This is a genomic window from uncultured Caballeronia sp. (assembly GCF_964243625.1).
Taxonomy (GTDB): Bacteria; Pseudomonadota; Gammaproteobacteria; order Burkholderiales; family Burkholderiaceae; genus Caballeronia.
This window is the reverse complement of record NZ_CAXTGZ010000092.1, coordinates 1-15,227: the sequence shown is the minus strand read 5'-3', so window position 1 is coordinate 15,227 and position 15,227 is coordinate 1. Positions and strand designations below refer to the sequence as shown.

11 protein-coding genes are annotated in these 15,227 nt (G+C 60.0%); 1 reads left to right on the top strand and 10 read right to left on the bottom strand.

Annotated elements, in window-relative coordinates:
* Nucleotides 1-634: 634 nt before the first annotated feature.
* The 10 genes from ACFFAR_RS08890 to ACFFAR_RS08845 all read right to left on the bottom strand — a co-directional run bounded on the left by ACFFAR_RS08890 (nucleotide 635) and on the right by ACFFAR_RS08845 (nucleotide 13,577).
* A complete protein-coding gene (locus ACFFAR_RS08890; protein WP_375507769.1) occupies nucleotides 635-1,801 on the bottom strand; it encodes a glycosyltransferase family 4 protein in 1,167 nt (388 codons plus the stop codon).
* A gap of 40 nt (nucleotides 1,802-1,841) precedes the next feature.
* A complete protein-coding gene (locus ACFFAR_RS08885) occupies nucleotides 1,842-3,047 on the bottom strand; it encodes a glycosyltransferase (RefSeq protein ID WP_174364008.1) in 1,206 nt (401 codons plus the stop codon).
* Nucleotides 3,044-4,573 carry a glucose-6-phosphate isomerase gene (locus tag ACFFAR_RS08880; RefSeq protein WP_375507768.1) on the bottom strand — a complete coding sequence of 510 codons (1,530 nt, stop codon included), beginning with the start codon at nucleotides 4,571-4,573 and terminating at the stop codon, nucleotides 3,044-3,046. The genes ACFFAR_RS08885 and ACFFAR_RS08880 overlap by 4 nt, the downstream gene beginning before the upstream one ends.
* A gap of 2 nt (nucleotides 4,574-4,575) precedes the next feature.
* Complete coding sequence (locus ACFFAR_RS08875) at nucleotides 4,576-5,715, bottom strand: glycosyltransferase family 4 protein (protein WP_375507770.1); 1,140 nt, start codon at nucleotides 5,713-5,715, stop codon at nucleotides 4,576-4,578.
* A 59-nt stretch (nucleotides 5,716-5,774) separates the two neighbouring features.
* Complete coding sequence (locus ACFFAR_RS08870; protein ID WP_174364012.1) at nucleotides 5,775-6,761, bottom strand: glycosyltransferase; 987 nt, start codon at nucleotides 6,759-6,761, stop codon at nucleotides 5,775-5,777.
* 27 nt (nucleotides 6,762-6,788) lie between these two features.
* Nucleotides 6,789-9,011 (bottom strand): polysaccharide biosynthesis tyrosine autokinase, encoded by a 2,223-nt coding sequence (locus ACFFAR_RS08865; protein ID WP_375507767.1) that lies wholly within the window; start codon nucleotides 9,009-9,011, stop codon nucleotides 6,789-6,791.
* A gap of 35 nt (nucleotides 9,012-9,046) precedes the next feature.
* Nucleotides 9,047-10,222, bottom strand: a complete 1,176-nt coding sequence (locus tag ACFFAR_RS08860) for a polysaccharide biosynthesis/export family protein (protein ID WP_062000106.1) — start codon at nucleotides 10,220-10,222, stop codon at nucleotides 9,047-9,049.
* Nucleotides 10,216-10,671: a low molecular weight protein-tyrosine-phosphatase gene (locus ACFFAR_RS08855; protein WP_062170217.1), complete on the bottom strand. Its 456-nt coding sequence runs from the start codon at nucleotides 10,669-10,671 to the stop codon at nucleotides 10,216-10,218. The genes ACFFAR_RS08860 and ACFFAR_RS08855 overlap by 7 nt, the downstream gene beginning before the upstream one ends.
* Before the next feature lie 92 nt (nucleotides 10,672-10,763).
* Nucleotides 10,764-12,155, bottom strand: a complete 1,392-nt coding sequence (locus tag ACFFAR_RS08850) for a UDP-glucose dehydrogenase family protein (RefSeq protein ID WP_375507766.1) — start codon at nucleotides 12,153-12,155, stop codon at nucleotides 10,764-10,766.
* Between the two features lie 51 nt (nucleotides 12,156-12,206).
* The gene (locus tag ACFFAR_RS08845; RefSeq protein WP_062167470.1) at nucleotides 12,207-13,577 is read right to left on the bottom strand and encodes an undecaprenyl-phosphate glucose phosphotransferase; all 1,371 of its coding nucleotides are present in this window, start codon (nucleotides 13,575-13,577) and stop codon (nucleotides 12,207-12,209) included.
* Between the two features lie 485 nt (nucleotides 13,578-14,062).
* On the opposite strand from ACFFAR_RS08845, the gene ACFFAR_RS08840 reads away from it, so the two are divergent.
* Nucleotides 14,063-15,227 (top strand): mannose-1-phosphate guanylyltransferase/mannose-6-phosphate isomerase (locus tag ACFFAR_RS08840; RefSeq protein ID WP_375507765.1); only part of this gene is annotated, 1,165 nt, incomplete at its 3' end.

Sequence of the window (15,227 nt, the reverse complement as noted above, 5' to 3'; positions counted from 1 at the left end):
CCGCTAATTCTTAAGTGTCCCGAGCGTGCACTGACAACTGTTTGGTACTTCAGAAGAACGGTTACCGCCATAACCACCAACAGTTGAAACCCTCCCCCTCCGCCAAAAGATACCCACACGCTTCGCCACCAGTAATTGTGGCAGTCAAGACGGAAACCTGGCCAAGACATAACAACGGGTCGAGCCCATAACGGCTCCGCAGCATCTTGAACTTGCCCTCGACTTCGCCATCTGTGGTCCCAGGCAAAACGGGCACGACGGAACCAGTACAGCCAACTCCGCCGTTTGGGCGCCAGCGCGCGCAGCGCGGAGGCCTAATTAGCGGATTCCCACACTGGTGGCGAAGCGTGTGGGTTGCCGTTGACGGAGGGGGAGGGTTTCAAGTGTTCTTGATTGCGGCGTCGAGCGTTCTTGTGAAGTACCAAACAGTTGTCACTGCACGCTCGGGACACTTATGTGCCATCGGTGGAGAGGCGTTTTCTTTGCTTCGTTTCTTTTTCGCCGTTGGAAAAAGAAATGAAGTGCCGCCACGCACAGTGGCTAATAGTGCTAAAAAAATCAGCCAAGACGTAACGCGCGAAGACCTAAAGAGTAGCAACCCAGCATCACCCCCCCACCGCAGCACAAAACCAACTCAATGCAAAACCCCCACCTCAATAGCCTCGCTATAAACCGAAGCCACGCGGCGAGCGATCACCGGCGTATCGAAGTTAGCCTTGGCATAATCCCGACATGCTTGCTCGCTTGGCAAAACAAGCGACCCGTCGAGCGCACCGATCAACCCCTCGGCGATCGCATCAACCCCAGTAGAAGGCAAAACAAGATGCCCTGACAAAGGCGCAACCGCCTCCGGCAACCCGCCAACCGGCGTAACCAGCACCGGCGTGCCTGACGCCAGCGACTCCACCGTAATCAACCCGAACCCCTCGAGCGCAACCGTCGGCACGATACTCACATCAGCCGCCCGATAAAGCGCCGCCAAATGCCGATCAGGCACAAACCCGAGAAGACGCACGTTATCGTCGAGACCGGCTTCGGTAATGCGCGCCTGCAGCTCTTCAGCCAGCCGCCCCTTCCCCGCGATCAGCAACAACACATCGGGCTGCTTCGCCTTCACGCGCTTCATCGCTTCAATAAGATCTTCCAGTCCCATGCGCCGCACGAGTCGCCGCACTGCAAGCACGACCGGACGATCCTGCGGAAGCTGCAAACGCCGGCGCGCATCGGCACGGCTCAACGGCACGTTGAACTGCGAAACATCTACACATCCCGGCACCACGCGAATCCGGTCTGCAGGAATGGAATATCGCGACTGCAAGATCTCGCCGAATGCCTCCGATAAAACAATCAGCCGCGTCGAACGCGCATACACACGTTGCTCGAGCATCCGCTTGGTACGTTGCCCAATGGTGTCCGCGCCTTCGACATGACTCTCGTCGGCCCAAGGTCCCTGGAAATGCGAGACCTGCGGAATGCCACGCGTGACATCGAGTCCAGGGAATGTATAAAGCGCAAAATGCGACGAGACGACGTCGGGCGTTTCGCGGCTCAGCGAGGCACGCAACGCACGGCGGGCCGCCATCAGCCGGCGCGGCAACGATTGCGCGGCAGGACCAAAACCGTGAATGGCGCCTTCTGTATCGGATGCGACTCGCGCCGATCCCGCAACCACGCCACGCACCGTGACGCCCGCGCCCGGCAGCGCGCCAACCAGCGTGTGATACATGCGGTCGAGACCGCCCGCGCGCTCAGGGAACCAGTGCATCCCGATCTGCAGCGACTTGATGGCTTGTGTGCTCATATCCCTGACCCCGCTTCAATATCGTTGAAAAATAAATTGCTTATATGGAGGCCACGCTTTCGGCCTTTTGCGCATCGCTTGTATCGTTCGATGAAGCCACTGCACCCTTCTGATTCGCAAACCCGCGATACAGATCCAGATAGCGCCGCGCCATCCGCGCCCATCCGAACTGGTCCGCAAGCAGGCGCGCGGCCACGCCCATTTCACGGCGTAGCTCAGGTGCATCCGCGAGCTTCAAGACAGCTCCCGCGAGCGCGGTGGCATCGTCGGGATCGTCGAGCACGATGCCGCAATCCGTGCCGATGATCTCCGCCCCGCCCGCCGTCTTCGCCGTGATGACCGGCAAGCCGGCCGCGAGCGCCTCGAGCAGGGACAAGCTCATGGCTTCGTATCGCGAGGGGAAAACGAATGCGTCGACGGAATGCATGAGCGTCGGCATGTTCTTCACGAGCCCGAGAAAATGCACGCGATCGCCGATGCCGAGCGCCTTCGCTTCATCGGGGTAAGGGCTGCCCGGGATGTAACCGGCGACCGCCAGATGTACGCTCGACGGTAGCTCCAGTAGCGCCTTCAGGACGGTGTCGAGGTTCTTGCGCGGCGTGCGCAGGTCGCCCACGAACAACAGCAGGCAGGCATCGTCGGGAAGCTGGAACTGCGCCCTGTCGCTGCCCGTGCGACGTGCCGCCGTGAAAGCGGTCGTATCCACGCCGTTATAGACGACCTCGATGCGCTCGCTCTCCGTACCGTTTGCGCGAATCTCCACGGCGACCTTCTCTGACACTGCCGCGATGATCTTCGAGCGCTGGTACGCCCAGTGTTCCAGCTTTGCATTGACGTGGCTGTAGATGACTTGATACGCAGACCACAAACCGCCCGTGAGCTTGAACGGATAGTAAGGACTCCGCAGCCATCCACCATGCACGAAATGGGCGGTGTTCACATCGGCTTTGGTCCACGATATGAATCCGTTCACATGCAGCACGTCATAGTCCTTTTTGTGTTTCTTCAGCCACAGCGCGGTCTTCAGCGCGAAGACCTGCTGCTTGAAAAGCTTGGTCGGCCAGAAGCGCCCGACCTTGATCGCGACCCATCGCAAACGCGTTTCCGATGCCAGTTCGGGCGCCACATGCGACGCAAGCAACGTGACCTGGTGGCCCTCCGCCAGCGCGGCGCGTGCGATCTCGTAGTTCACCCGGCCTTGCCCGTCGTTATGACGCACGACATGGGTGACGATGGCGATTTTCATCGGACTGCCTTGTGTGGAATGGATTGTTCGAAGACCGCGCGTGCCCGCTTCTTTTCGAGCCGCATGTGATGGCGAGCGGCCAGGACCGAGCACAGGCCCATGTAAAGGATCATTCCGCCAATCGATGTGAAGGTGTTGGTGAAGACCAGCATGCCGACAATCGCAAACGCCACGCTCAATGAGGCTTGCGCGTACTTGTCATCGCGCAGGGAAAACGACGCACGGAATGCGCGCATCAACAGCAGGCCGAGTCCGGCGAGGTACATCAGCGAACCTGGCCAGCCGAGCACGAAAGGCACGTTCATCACGCCGCTGTCGAAGCTGCCGTATTTTCCCAGATCACCGTTCGATGACGAAAGCTTGGTAGAAGAACCTGTCGCCCCAAAACCTTCGCCCGACACATCCGTAAAGGCTGTTTTCGCAAACGATGCATAGAACTCGTTGCGCGCGGCGTAGCTGTTGTCATCGCTGAGATTGGTGATGGATTGCAGGCGCGTCGCCATCTTGTCGGCGATAGGACCGAAGGTCAGCAACGGCACCGAGAGCGCGACCAGCACCACTCCGCCAATCAGAATCCGCACGCGTACCTTGTTGCTCGCCTTGATGATTTGCAGGACCATCGCGATGACCCAGCCGCCCCACGTCGAGCGCACCATGCAAAGTCCGAACGAGATAAAGCCGAGACCACCGGCAAGCCATCGCACGCTCTGGGTGCCGGCCATGGTGAAAGTGAGCGCGGCCATCATCGCGAGGGCGAACGGGCCGGATGAATTCATGGTGCTGAACACACGCACGCCAAGGCGAACGGGGTCGCCCTGCGACGCCATTTGCGATCCGATCATCCACATTGCGTCCCATGCGGGCATGATGAAGAACTGCACGAGCCCGTAACCGCCCATGAACAGCATGCCCCAGATGAACGTATCGAGAATCGCCTGGCGATACTTTGGATATTCGCGTGCATGGACCATGATGTGGAATCCAATCAGCACCGGATAAAGCCACGCAGCGAGATCGTAGGTGGCCGCCATGGGGCCGTTTGACATCACGCCGATCAAGTACGCATAAGCGAGCCCGAGGAAGATCAGCAGGACCGGCACGCCCCGTCTTTCGGCAAGCACACGGTAATGCCGCACAACGGTCAGCGCGCATATCATCGTGACGACAACCGGCGCGATCTGGATCAGGCTCGTCGGCGTGAAGCCGCCCTTTGCGTAGTCGGCAAGGCGCCGGACTTCCGGGCTCAGGAACCATTGCCACCAGACAAAGCCGATGTATCGGGCGGGGCTCTTGAAATAAAGCCACAAGCCGACCGCTGTCGATAAAAACGGAAAAGCCAGCGTCAGCACCGTGCCCTGATGCGCGAGGATGAGCAGCAGCGTGAACGCCCAGAAGCCGGTCTGCGGCACCCAGTGTTTGGGTTCATCGCGGAACAGTCCGAGGAACCCTGCGCGCGCGGGCTTACCGCCGTTCTCGATCAGATCGGCGATGAATTTGGGCGTGCGCGGAGCGGCTGGCGTGCTCATCGTCAGTGCGCCCTGCGTGATGATGCGATGCCGTGAAGATCGGCATGCGCCGGCGTTTCGACGGGACGCGCATTGCGCATGAACTCCTGCGTGATGCGGACGTGCTGCATCGCGAACTGATGGGTCGTGTAATCACGCGCCGCAAAGTGACGGCTCGCGGCCTGCGCGCGCTGCAGCGCGAGTTCGGGATTGGCGACGATTGTCTCGAGCGTGCGCTGCAACGCCTGCACGTCGTGCGGCGGCACATAAAACACATGCTCGGGTCCAAAGTAATCGCGCAACGAACCGACGTCGGAAACAATCACGGGCTTGCCCAGCGCAACGGCTTCCAGCACGACTGTGATGCCTGAAACATGCGTGTTATGGCGCAACGGCACGACGATCACATCGGCCCAATCGTAGAGTTCGCGCGCCGCCTTGAGGCCGATGGCCGGCGCGATCATCACGTTGCCGGCATGCAGTTCCTTCGATACCCGGCGACGCGTCGCAATCCGCACTTCACATGCAGGATTCTGCCGGAATGCCTTGACCAGCGATTCCCAATCGCGATCACGATCATTGCCAATCGCGCCAATTCGAACGGGCGTATCCGGTTTCCACGCCGCTGGTTCCTGCAACGGAAAGTCGCGCGGATTGATGCCGTAGAAAACCTGCTGCACCTCGCGCTTCAGGTAGTCACGCGCCATCTGCGCATTCTCGGTCGCGTGGGTGGTCAGCACATCGGCGCGTGCGAGCAGCTTCTTATAGAAGAATTTCCTTATCGCACCGTAGCTCGCCCATTTATCGAAGAGCCAGACGCTTTGCGCGAGCAACATTGGATTGCCGCGGGCGCGTCCCTTCAACAAAAGCAACAACGCCGCCGATAAATGCTCGTGCTCCGTATGCGTCCACACCACGTCCGAATTCAGGATCTCGTCGCGATTGCGCCACGTATGAACGAAATCGAAGCCGAGCACGGCTTTCAATCCGCGGCGAGCGAGACGCACGATCTTGTTCTCGGGTTTGTCGCGCGAATACGTCAGCGTCATCTCCGGCGACTCGGCGTGGTGATATCCGTAAAGACAACCAATGTTCTCGCCCTTCCGATAAAACCGCGGATCGGAGCCATAGAAAAGATGCACGTGAACCTTCGTAGGCTGCACGCCGGAAGCCTCGGCGTCTCCGTGTTGTCGCTGTGAATGCCGGACCCTCGATACGCGGCTCATGCGGCTTTCGCTCCATCGGAATGGCTGCGCATGGCGAGCGCGTACGCTGCGGGTTCGTGCTGCGCGTCGCGGCGGGCGTCGCGGGCACCTCGACGCATTGCGCGATAACGCGTCCAGCAAGCGGCATTGCGGGTACGTGCGAGCGCGAGCAACGTGTGCGCAAATCCCGGCATTGCACGCGTGCCGATGGCCGCGTACCAGTACCACGCGACATGCCGTGCGATGGGACCCAGATGTTCACGCAACACGAGATGCACGTTGTAGGCGGTGTCCGCCAGCGCGCCGAGCGTTTGCGCATCGCGGCCGTTGTCATCGAAACGTTCGGCCGGAAAATGATCGACAGCGACGCGCGGATCGTAGACCATCTTCCAGCCCGTGCGCTTCACGCTCAAGCTGAACGATAAATCGTTGCAAGGCTGCGCGCCCTTGCCTCGCAAGCGGGTATCGAAGCGCAACTGGCCGACAGCCGCGCGCCGGTAAATCATGTTCGCGCCCTTGAGCAACCAGACCTCGCGCGGCGCGCCAACGCCCAGATGATGGTTGCCGATGATCTTCCCCGAGCGGCGGATCTGGCCAACCTCGGTGCGTTCGCCATCGAGCAATGAACCGTGTTCGAAGACCCAGTCGCGGCCGCCCAATGCGCCCAGTGACGCATCGCCGGAGAAAGCTTCATCTATGCGTGCAAGCCAGTCGATTCGCGGTGCCGCGTCGTCATCGGTGATCGCGACGATGTCACCGCGCGCTGCATCGAGGCCACGGTTCAACGCCGCGACCTGACCGCCGAGTCCGGTTTCGATCACGCGCAACTCGAATGGATTTCCCTCGGCCATTTCCGTTTCGATCGCACGATGCGTGGCATCGTCCTCAGGCCGTGCAACGATCAGCACTTCATCCGCTGCGCGCGTTTGTGTACGCAACGCCGCGAGGCATCGCTTCAGATCGGCCGGACGGCGATACGTCGGAACCAGCACGGAAATAGTCAGGGTCGATGTCATGCGCGCTCCGATGCGTCAAACGTTCAGGTAGTCTTCAACCGCTGCGTAGTGCCCGCGGTTATAGCCGCGCGAGCGCTGCGCCATGCCGTTCATGATCGCGCCGGCGAGCGGAATGCCCGCTGTGCGCAGACGCCGGATGGCATCGGAGATTTCCATTTCATTGTGCGCGCCCGAGCGCATCACGAGGAAGTTCGTGCCCGACAACTTGCCGATGATCGATGCGTCCGTCACCGCGAGAATCGGCGGGGTATCGATGAAGACCACGTCGTAGACACGTCCCAGGCCATCGAGATATTGCTGCAGGCGCGGCGACATCAACAGCTCCGACGGATTCTCCGGGCGCTTGCCTGCGGGCATGAAACTGAGCAACGGTGTGCGCGTGGTACGTATTGCCTGTTCCAGTCCGATGGTTCCAGCAAGCAGTTCGGCCAAACCATTCGCACGATCGAGGCCGAACGACCGCTCGAGTTTGCCGCGCCGCATGTCGGCATCGATCAGCAAAACCTTTTTACCCGATGCCGCAAGCAGCACTGCCAGATTCACCGCCAGGAAACTCTTGCCGACGCCCGATGCCGGGCCAGTGAGCATCACCGTATGGTTGCGCGCTTCCATGAGCGTGAATTGCAGCGACGTGCGCAGGCTGCGCATGATCTCCACGCAGACGTCGTTCGGGCGCATGACTGCGAGAATGGGCAGGACACGATCGCGATCACGCTCGGTACGCTTGGCTTCGGCATCGAGCTTCGTTTGTTCCACGCTCAGCGGCACGAGTCCGATCAGCGGCAAACCGGCCAGGCGCTCGACCTTGTCCGGGTCCACGATGCCCTTGAACATCGCGCGGCGCAGGAACACGAAGCCCGTGCCGAGGATCAGTCCAAGGATCACCGCAGCCGACATGATCAGGAATTTCTTCGGCTTGATCGGCGCGCCGGGGCGCAAGGCGGCATCGACTATATGCACGTTGCCGCCCGTGCCGGCCTTCTGCACCGACAATTCCTGCACGCGGTTCAGCAGCAGCACATAAATGTCCTCGGCCACCTTTGCATCGCGTTGCAGCGATACAGCCTTCACTTCCGACGCCGGCAAGTTACGAAAGCGCTCGCCAAACCTTGCGCGTTCCGCTTCGAGCTGACCGAGTTGCTGCTGCGCCACGATAAGCGCCGGATGAGCACTGTTGTAGCGCTGATTCAACGTCGCAATCTGCAACTTCAATCCGGATATCTGTGCCTCGTAGCTGATGCTGCCTTCGAGGTAGACCTTGGCTTCATCGCTGGCGTTGATCGAACCGGACTTGCTTTGATATTCGGTCAGCGCAGCCTCGGCGTGCTCCAGATCACCCTTCAAACGCGGCTGTTCGCTCTTCAGGAACGCGAGCATCTTTTCGGCATCGGCTTGTTTGCTTTCGATGTGCTGATGCAGATATGAATCAGCGAGTGCATTCGCGATCTCCGCGGCGCGTGCCGGGTCGCCGTTCTCCAACGATATTTGAATGACGCCCGTCGCCTTGCCCTGCTCCGCCACCGTGATGCCCGACTGAAACGACGCGATGGCGTCCAGGTCGTTCGCCCGCAGCACGGTGAAGCGGGTGCCGGGACGCGCGACGAGTTTCGCCACGTTGATGTTCACGCCGTTGCCGCTTTCCATCGTGCCGACGGTGCCCTCAAGCAGCATGCGGCCATCCGGCGTCGCGAGCGAATAGCGGTTGTTGGCAAGCGCGGTCAACGTGAGCTTCTGCCCTTCGAGCGGCTGCACGACTTCAATGGAATCAATCGCCGCCTGCTCACCGCCCCAGGCATACGAGCTCATTCCAAACCACGGCTTCGACGGCTTGCCTGGCGTCGCAAGACGGCCTGCCAAGCTGCCGAGGAGTGGCACGGTCATAGGTGTGACGGAGAAGTTGAGCTTGCATTGGGTGACAACGGGCGCAACCACCCCACGGCTCTTGATGATCTCGATCTCCGCATCCGTCGGCAGCGCGCCCGACGAATTGCCGATAGCCGCGCCCGTCTGCGTTTGCGTGAGCGCTTGCGACGTGTTGTCGGATTGCTCGACACGCACATGGGCATCGGCGGAATACACGGGCTTGGCGACGTAGCAATACGCGCCAGCTGCGAGCACGATGAACGCCGCGATCCCGATCAGCCACCAGATGTCGTCGATGATCACCTGCAGCAACTGCCCGAGAACGACGTCCTCTTCTTCTGTCTTGCCCTGATAGGAATGTGCTGGCGTGCTCACGTTTCAATCCCGGTTGATATGACGCGCATTGACGATTAACGCGTCAGTTGCTTCAGGTAGAAGATTGTCTGCAGAGTCGGCAGGACCTGGTTGACCAGACGGTTGAACTGCACCGACCCGGCCGTGCCCACATACACCACGTCGAGCGGTTGCAAACGGAATTGCGTGGACAGCAGCAACGAGTCCGGTTGCGTCAGGTCGAGCCGGTAGATATCGGGCGATTCGGGTTTTTCTCGCGCACCGCGCACCACGTAGATCTGCCGCGCGTTGGCGTCTGTATCGAGAATGCCGCCGGCTTGCGTGAGGGCATCGGCGATCGTGAGGCGGCCTTTCATCATCGATACAGGCAGCGGCGTCTTGACCTCACCCATCACGAATACCCGGCTGTCCGTGCGGTCCGGAACGTTGACGATATCGCCTGCCTGAAGCATCACGTTCTGATCTATTTCACCGCGATCGAGCACGCCGTCGGCATCGAGTTGATACAGCTTGCCGTTGCGCGTAAGACGCACGCGTTGCAGGTCGGCGTCGGCAGTCGTTCCGCCGGAACGCGTGATGGCATCGACGAGCGTAAGCGGCACGTCGCTCATTGCAAGCGGCCCGGGGGTCTTCACTTCGCCCGTCACCGACACCTTCTGGCTTCTGTACGCAAGCACGCGCACATCGACCTGCGGCTTCTTGAAATACGGCGTCAAGGCTGCTGCAAGCTGATCGCGGATCTCGCCTGCGGTCTTGCCCGCCACGCGGACCTTGTCGAGAAACGGAAAGAAGATCGTGCCGTCGGGCGAGACGGTCTGACCGAACGGATCGGCCTGGCCCGGCAACGCCGTGGTGTACGGCTGCGCGAGCGCGCCGGCCACCGTTTGCGTGGTGTTGCCACCGGCAGACAAGGTCTGCCCCTGCTGCGTGGTCAGTTCGGGATGATCCCAGACCGTGACGCCAATAATGTCCTGCGGCGCCACGCGATACACGTATTGCGCCGGATCGGCAAAACGCGCAGGCGGCAACGGCGCGGCTGCAGCCGGACGATTTTGCTGCAGGATGACATCGGCCGAAATCAGGCGCACCGGATAAGTCGCCGTTGGCGTAGGGTCGTTGTCCTGCAGGCGCGATGTATTCAGGCTATAGCCCGGCAGGGCGCCACAAGCCGACAGAAAAGTCGTCAGCGAAAGGACCACGGAAACAGTAAAAGCTAGAGACCGGTTCACCATATTTTATTCAGCCATCCCTGGACCAGACGTTCAATAAGCCCGAAGCTCTCGCGATAGGCGCTTTCATGGCGACCATATGGATCGATCACTTCCGAGTCTTCCCACTTTCCGAGCAAGTGCACCTTGCCGCGCGTGACCGGTTCCATCTCCTCGATCGCCGTGATGTGCTTGCGTTCAGGTACCAGAATTAGATCGACTGCACGAGCCATGGCGCGATCGAGCTGGCGTGCAGCATGTCCCGATGAATCGACGTCGCATTCCATCAAGAGCCGCGACATGGTCGTATCGATAGCGCGGCCCTCTTGCGCAAAGAGCCCTGCCGATCCGAACTCGATTCCGCGTCTCGCATGTTTGTTGACCATCCGGGCCGAGTGCGCGCGAAACAGCATCTCGGCGACGGGGCTCCGGCAGACATTTGCATGGCAGACAATCAAGACGCTTTGAAACATGTGGGCGGTGTCCGTGAATATGTTCGATACTGCGGCGCATGGCGCGAGCACCGGGTCCTTCGGCCGGTCTTCGCGCATGAGAGTTCTACGGGTTAAGCCGTGACCGGCGACTTGGCCGGTTGCCGGACGCCGCGCCCGATCGCGTGATATTCAATACCGATCTCAGCCATCGTTTCCGGCTCGTAGAGATTGCGGCCATCGAAAATAAGCGGTGTTTTCAGGCGGCGTTTCATGCCATCGAAGTCCGGGCTCTTGAACGCCTTCCACTCCGTCACGATGATCAACGCATCCGCTCCATCGAGCGTATCGGCGTGGTCCTTCGCGTAGCTCAAACGCGCGAGTTGCTCGGGGGTATCGCGCAGATCGAGCGCGATCACACGTTGGGCTTCGTCCGTTGCGACGGGGTCGTAGGCGCTGATCGTCGCGCCGCGTTCCAGCAGCGCCGCGATCAACACGCGGCTCGGGGCGTCGCGCATGTCGTCGGTATTCGGCTTGAACGCGAGGCCCCACAGCGCAAATTTCTTGCCGCTCAGATCATTGCCGAGGCGTGCAACGATCTTGTTCGCAAGCGTCTGTTTCTGCGCCTCATTCACCGATGTCACCGCCTTCAGGATTTCCATCTGCTCGTTGTGCTCGCCGGCCGTCTGGATCAGCGAGCGCACGTCTTTCGGAAAACACGATCCGCCATAACCGCAACCCGCATACAGGAAGTCGTACCCAATGCGCGGATCGGAACCAATACCGCGACGCACCGCTTCAATATCCGCGCCCACACGATCCGCGAAATTCGCGAGTTCGTTCATGAACGAGATGCGCGTGGCAAGCATGGCGTTGGCCGCGTATTTCGTGAACTCGGCCGACCGTACATCCATGTAAAGCGTGCGTTCGTGGTTCCGGTTGAACGGCGAATAAAGACGCTTCATGCGTTCGCGCGCGCGTTCGCCGGGGACATCGTCGTCACAACCGAGCACGATTCGATCGGGCCGCGTGAAGTCGTCGATAGCCGCGCCTTCCTTCAGGAACTCCGGGTTCGACACCACGGAGAACATGTGTGTCTCGCCGCGCTCGGCGAGTTCATGATCGATCGCCGCTTTCACGCGGCGCGCGGTACCGACGGGCACCGTGGATTTGTCGACGATGACCTTGAAGTTGTTCATGTAACGGCCAATGTCGCGCGCCGCCGCAAGCACGTATTTCAGATCGGCGGAGCCGTCTTCGTCGGACGGCGTACCGACCGCAATGAACAGCACTTCGCCGTGCTCGACAGCAGCTTTCACATCGGTTGAAAACGTCAGGCGTCCCGCTGCGCGATTGCGCGCAATGACTTCCTGCAGTCCCGGTTCATGAATCGGCACGCCACCGCTGTTGAGAATGGCGATCTTGCGTTCGTCGAGGTCGAGACAGAACACGTCGTTGCCGATGTCGGCGAGGCACGCGCCCGTCACGAGGCCTACATAGCCGCTTCCGATGATGGTGAGTTTCATAGCACGTGCTCCAGGGTTGGCAAATTATTCAAGCGTTATTCGATGATTCTTCTAGTAGGCGTTAGCGCCCGCAAAACCCTTCCACAAAGTCATCGCGACGATCTTCATGTCGAGTCCGAAGGTCCAGTGCTGCATGTAGTACAGGTCGAGCTTCACGCGTCCCATCATCTTTTCGATGCGGTCCGTTTCGCCGCGAAAACCGTTCACCTGCGCCCAGCCGGTAATGCCGGGTTTGATGCGATACCGGTACATGTAGCCCTTCACGAGATCCTTGTAGATGTCGTCGTGTTCGAGCGCATGCGGGCGCGGACCGACCACCGACATCTCGCCGCGCAGCACATTGATGAACTGCGGCAGTTCGTCGAGGCTCGTGCGCCGAAGGAAAGCACCTACGCGCGTCACGCGCTTGTCGCCCTTCTTCGCTTGTGTCACGTGCCCGGCGGTTTCCTTGTGCACGCGCATGGAGCGGAACTTGAAAATCTCGAACTCGTTTCCATCGATACCCTTGCGCTTTTGCTTGAAGAACACCGGTCCTGGCGACGAAAACTTCACCGCCACCGCGAGCGCAATCAACAGCGGCGCGAGACTCAGCAACACGATGGCGGCAAACATGCGATCGAACACGCGCTTGGGCAGTACCTTCAAATCCGTGATCGGCGACGCCGCCAGGTTGATCGCCGGCACGCCGAGCAGATCGACCACGGCGTGATTGAAGAACGACAGGCTGCGTACGTCCGGGATGAAGCGGATGTTCACGAAGTCATCGCGGAACTCGGTAACCAGTTTGTGGATGGTGCGTTCCTGTGAAATCGGCAACGCCAGCCACAGTTCACGAATTGCGCGACGCCGAACGAGTTGTGTCAGGTCGGCCAGATCTCGGCTCACCGGCACGCCTGCGAGCGTCTCTTCGGCGAAGGCATCATCGAACACATACACCGGACGAAAACCCGCTTCCGGTCGGCTGCGCATCTGTTCGATCAGGAACTGGCCGTAAGGCGCCGCGCCAACGATTGCCACCGCTTTCTGATTGAAACCTTCGCGCCGCAGCGACTTGAGCGCTGCATGCACGCTCGCCTTCGAAATCATCAACAGCGCAGCCGTGGCCACGCCCCAATAAAGCAACCACATACGCGACAGCAAATCTGCACGATGCACGCTGAACGTAAGCAGCACGCCCGCGCCTTCCACCATCAGCCATGCGACCGTCACGCGCAGCAACAGGTCGTAGACGGGCTTGCCGCGCCACGACTTGTAGATTCCGAACGACGGGAACGTCATGATCACCAGCACGCAATTGAATGCCAGCAGCGTGCTTTGCATGTCGTCGAGCCATACCGCATTTCCCGCGTGCAGCGACGCGGCGAGCAACGCGCCCAGCGCGACCATCGCTATGTCGATCATTCTCGAAAGCACGCTCAACATGTAGAACACCTCGGGTGAAATGCGCGGCGCGCTGGAACTCGTTCTGGCGTCGAAGCCGCTTCAAAGCGAGTACGCCAATTGCCTTGGTACATACCCGTATAAGGCTGGAATTTAATTCATGCTGCAACCGCAAAATAATGCGTGAATTAATTCACCGTTTTCAACGGATTTATTTTCGTCATATGCGGGATTGACTGGCGTTTCGATCGTCGGTTGTCGCGCGGCGTTGCGGATTTTTCGCGGACATCGTCAACGACTTCGATGCTTACTCCGCAAGGGTTTCGGCCGAATCTTAGGCAATTATTTTCGAATAAAAAATTCGCGCATCGTAAGAAAAAAATTCAGGCGTCAGTCTCAGTTACATCGAATGGCCGGCATACCGGCCCGCATATAGCTGTCGATTATTTTCTGGTTTTTTGATTTATCGGCTATTTACTCCGTGCTAAAAATTGCAATACCCGTTCAAGCCCAGGAGTTCCCTCTTCATGACCGCCATCGATACAACGCTTGTCAGCGCGCCACACTTCCCTGCCGCCTCCGAAACCCGGCTGAGAATCCAGCCCGTCATCCTCGCCGGTGGCGCCGGAACCCGTCTCTGGCCCATGTCTCGCGAGCATTTCCCGAAGCAGTTGATCGGCTTGATTGGCGAACAGTCGCTTTTGCAATCCACCGCGCAACGGCTCGACGGCCTGACATACGGCACGGCCCGCGTCGACGACGCCATCATTGTGTGCGGCGAGGATCATCGTTTCACGACGGCAGACCAGTTGCGCTCGTCGGGCCGCAAAGCCGACCTGCTGCTCGAACCGGTCGCGCGCAATACGGCCCCTGCGTTGACCGTTGCCGCCATGCATGCATTGGTGTCCGGCGATGACGCCGTTCTCGTCGTCATGCCCGCAGACCATGTTGTTACGGATACCGAAGCGTTTCACAAGGCAATTGGTGCGGGCGCGAAATGCGCGGAAGACGGTGCGATTGTCACGATGTGCATCGTCCCGACACATGCGGAAACGGGCTACGGGTATATCAAGGTCGGGCAGCAGATGCTTGGCTCGGGCGCGTGGCCGCTCGAAAAGTTCGTCGAAAAACCGCATCTCGAACTTGCACGCCAATATGTGAGTTCCGGCGAGTACTGGTGGAACGCGGGAATTTTTATCGTACGGGCGTCAGTGTGGCTGAAAGCCATTCAACACTTCCAGCCCGCAATACATGCGGCCTGCCGCGCCGCGTGCGATGCCGGCACGCGCGACGGCGAATTTTTCCGCCTCGACAAACAAGCGTTCGCGGCGTCGCCTTCGGATTCCATCGACTATGCGGTGATGGAGCAGCTCGCCGCCGATCAAAGCACCTGCACGGGCGCCGTCATACCGCTTAACGCGGGCTGGTCCGACGTCGGTTCATGGGACGCAATCTGGAACATCCTGCCGAAGGACAGCGAAGAAAACGTCGCACGCGGACGTGTGATGTTCCAGGGATCGACATCCACATACGCGCATTCCGAAGGCCGGCTGATCGCGTGCGTGGGAACGCATAATCTCGTGGTCGTGGAAACGGCCGATGCCATTCTCGTTGCCGACAAGTCGTGCGTGCAGGACGTGAAGGCAATCGTCGGGCGCATCAAGGCCGAGCAAGGCAAGGAGGCGGCAGATC

Bases quoted from the DNA above. Each gene is read 5' to 3' on its own strand.
- ACFFAR_RS08890 (WP_375507769.1), bottom strand. From the start codon at position 1,801: ATGAGCACACAAGCCATCAAGTCGCTGCAGATCGGGATGCACTGGTTC.
- ACFFAR_RS08885 (WP_174364008.1), bottom strand. From the start codon at position 3,047: ATGAAAATCGCCATCGTCACCCATGTCGTGCGTCATAACGACGGGCAA.
- ACFFAR_RS08880 (WP_375507768.1), bottom strand. From the start codon at position 4,573: ATGAGCACGCCAGCCGCTCCGCGCACGCCCAAATTCATCGCCGATCTG.
- ACFFAR_RS08860 (WP_062000106.1), bottom strand. From the start codon at position 10,222: ATGGTGAACCGGTCTCTAGCTTTTACTGTTTCCGTGGTCCTTTCGCTG.
- ACFFAR_RS08855 (WP_062170217.1), bottom strand. From the start codon at position 10,671: ATGTTTCAAAGCGTCTTGATTGTCTGCCATGCAAATGTCTGCCGGAGC.
- ACFFAR_RS08850 (WP_375507766.1), bottom strand. From the start codon at position 12,155: ATGAAACTCACCATCATCGGAAGCGGCTATGTAGGCCTCGTGACGGGC.
- ACFFAR_RS08845 (WP_062167470.1), bottom strand. From the start codon at position 13,577: ATGTTGAGCGTGCTTTCGAGAATGATCGACATAGCGATGGTCGCGCTG.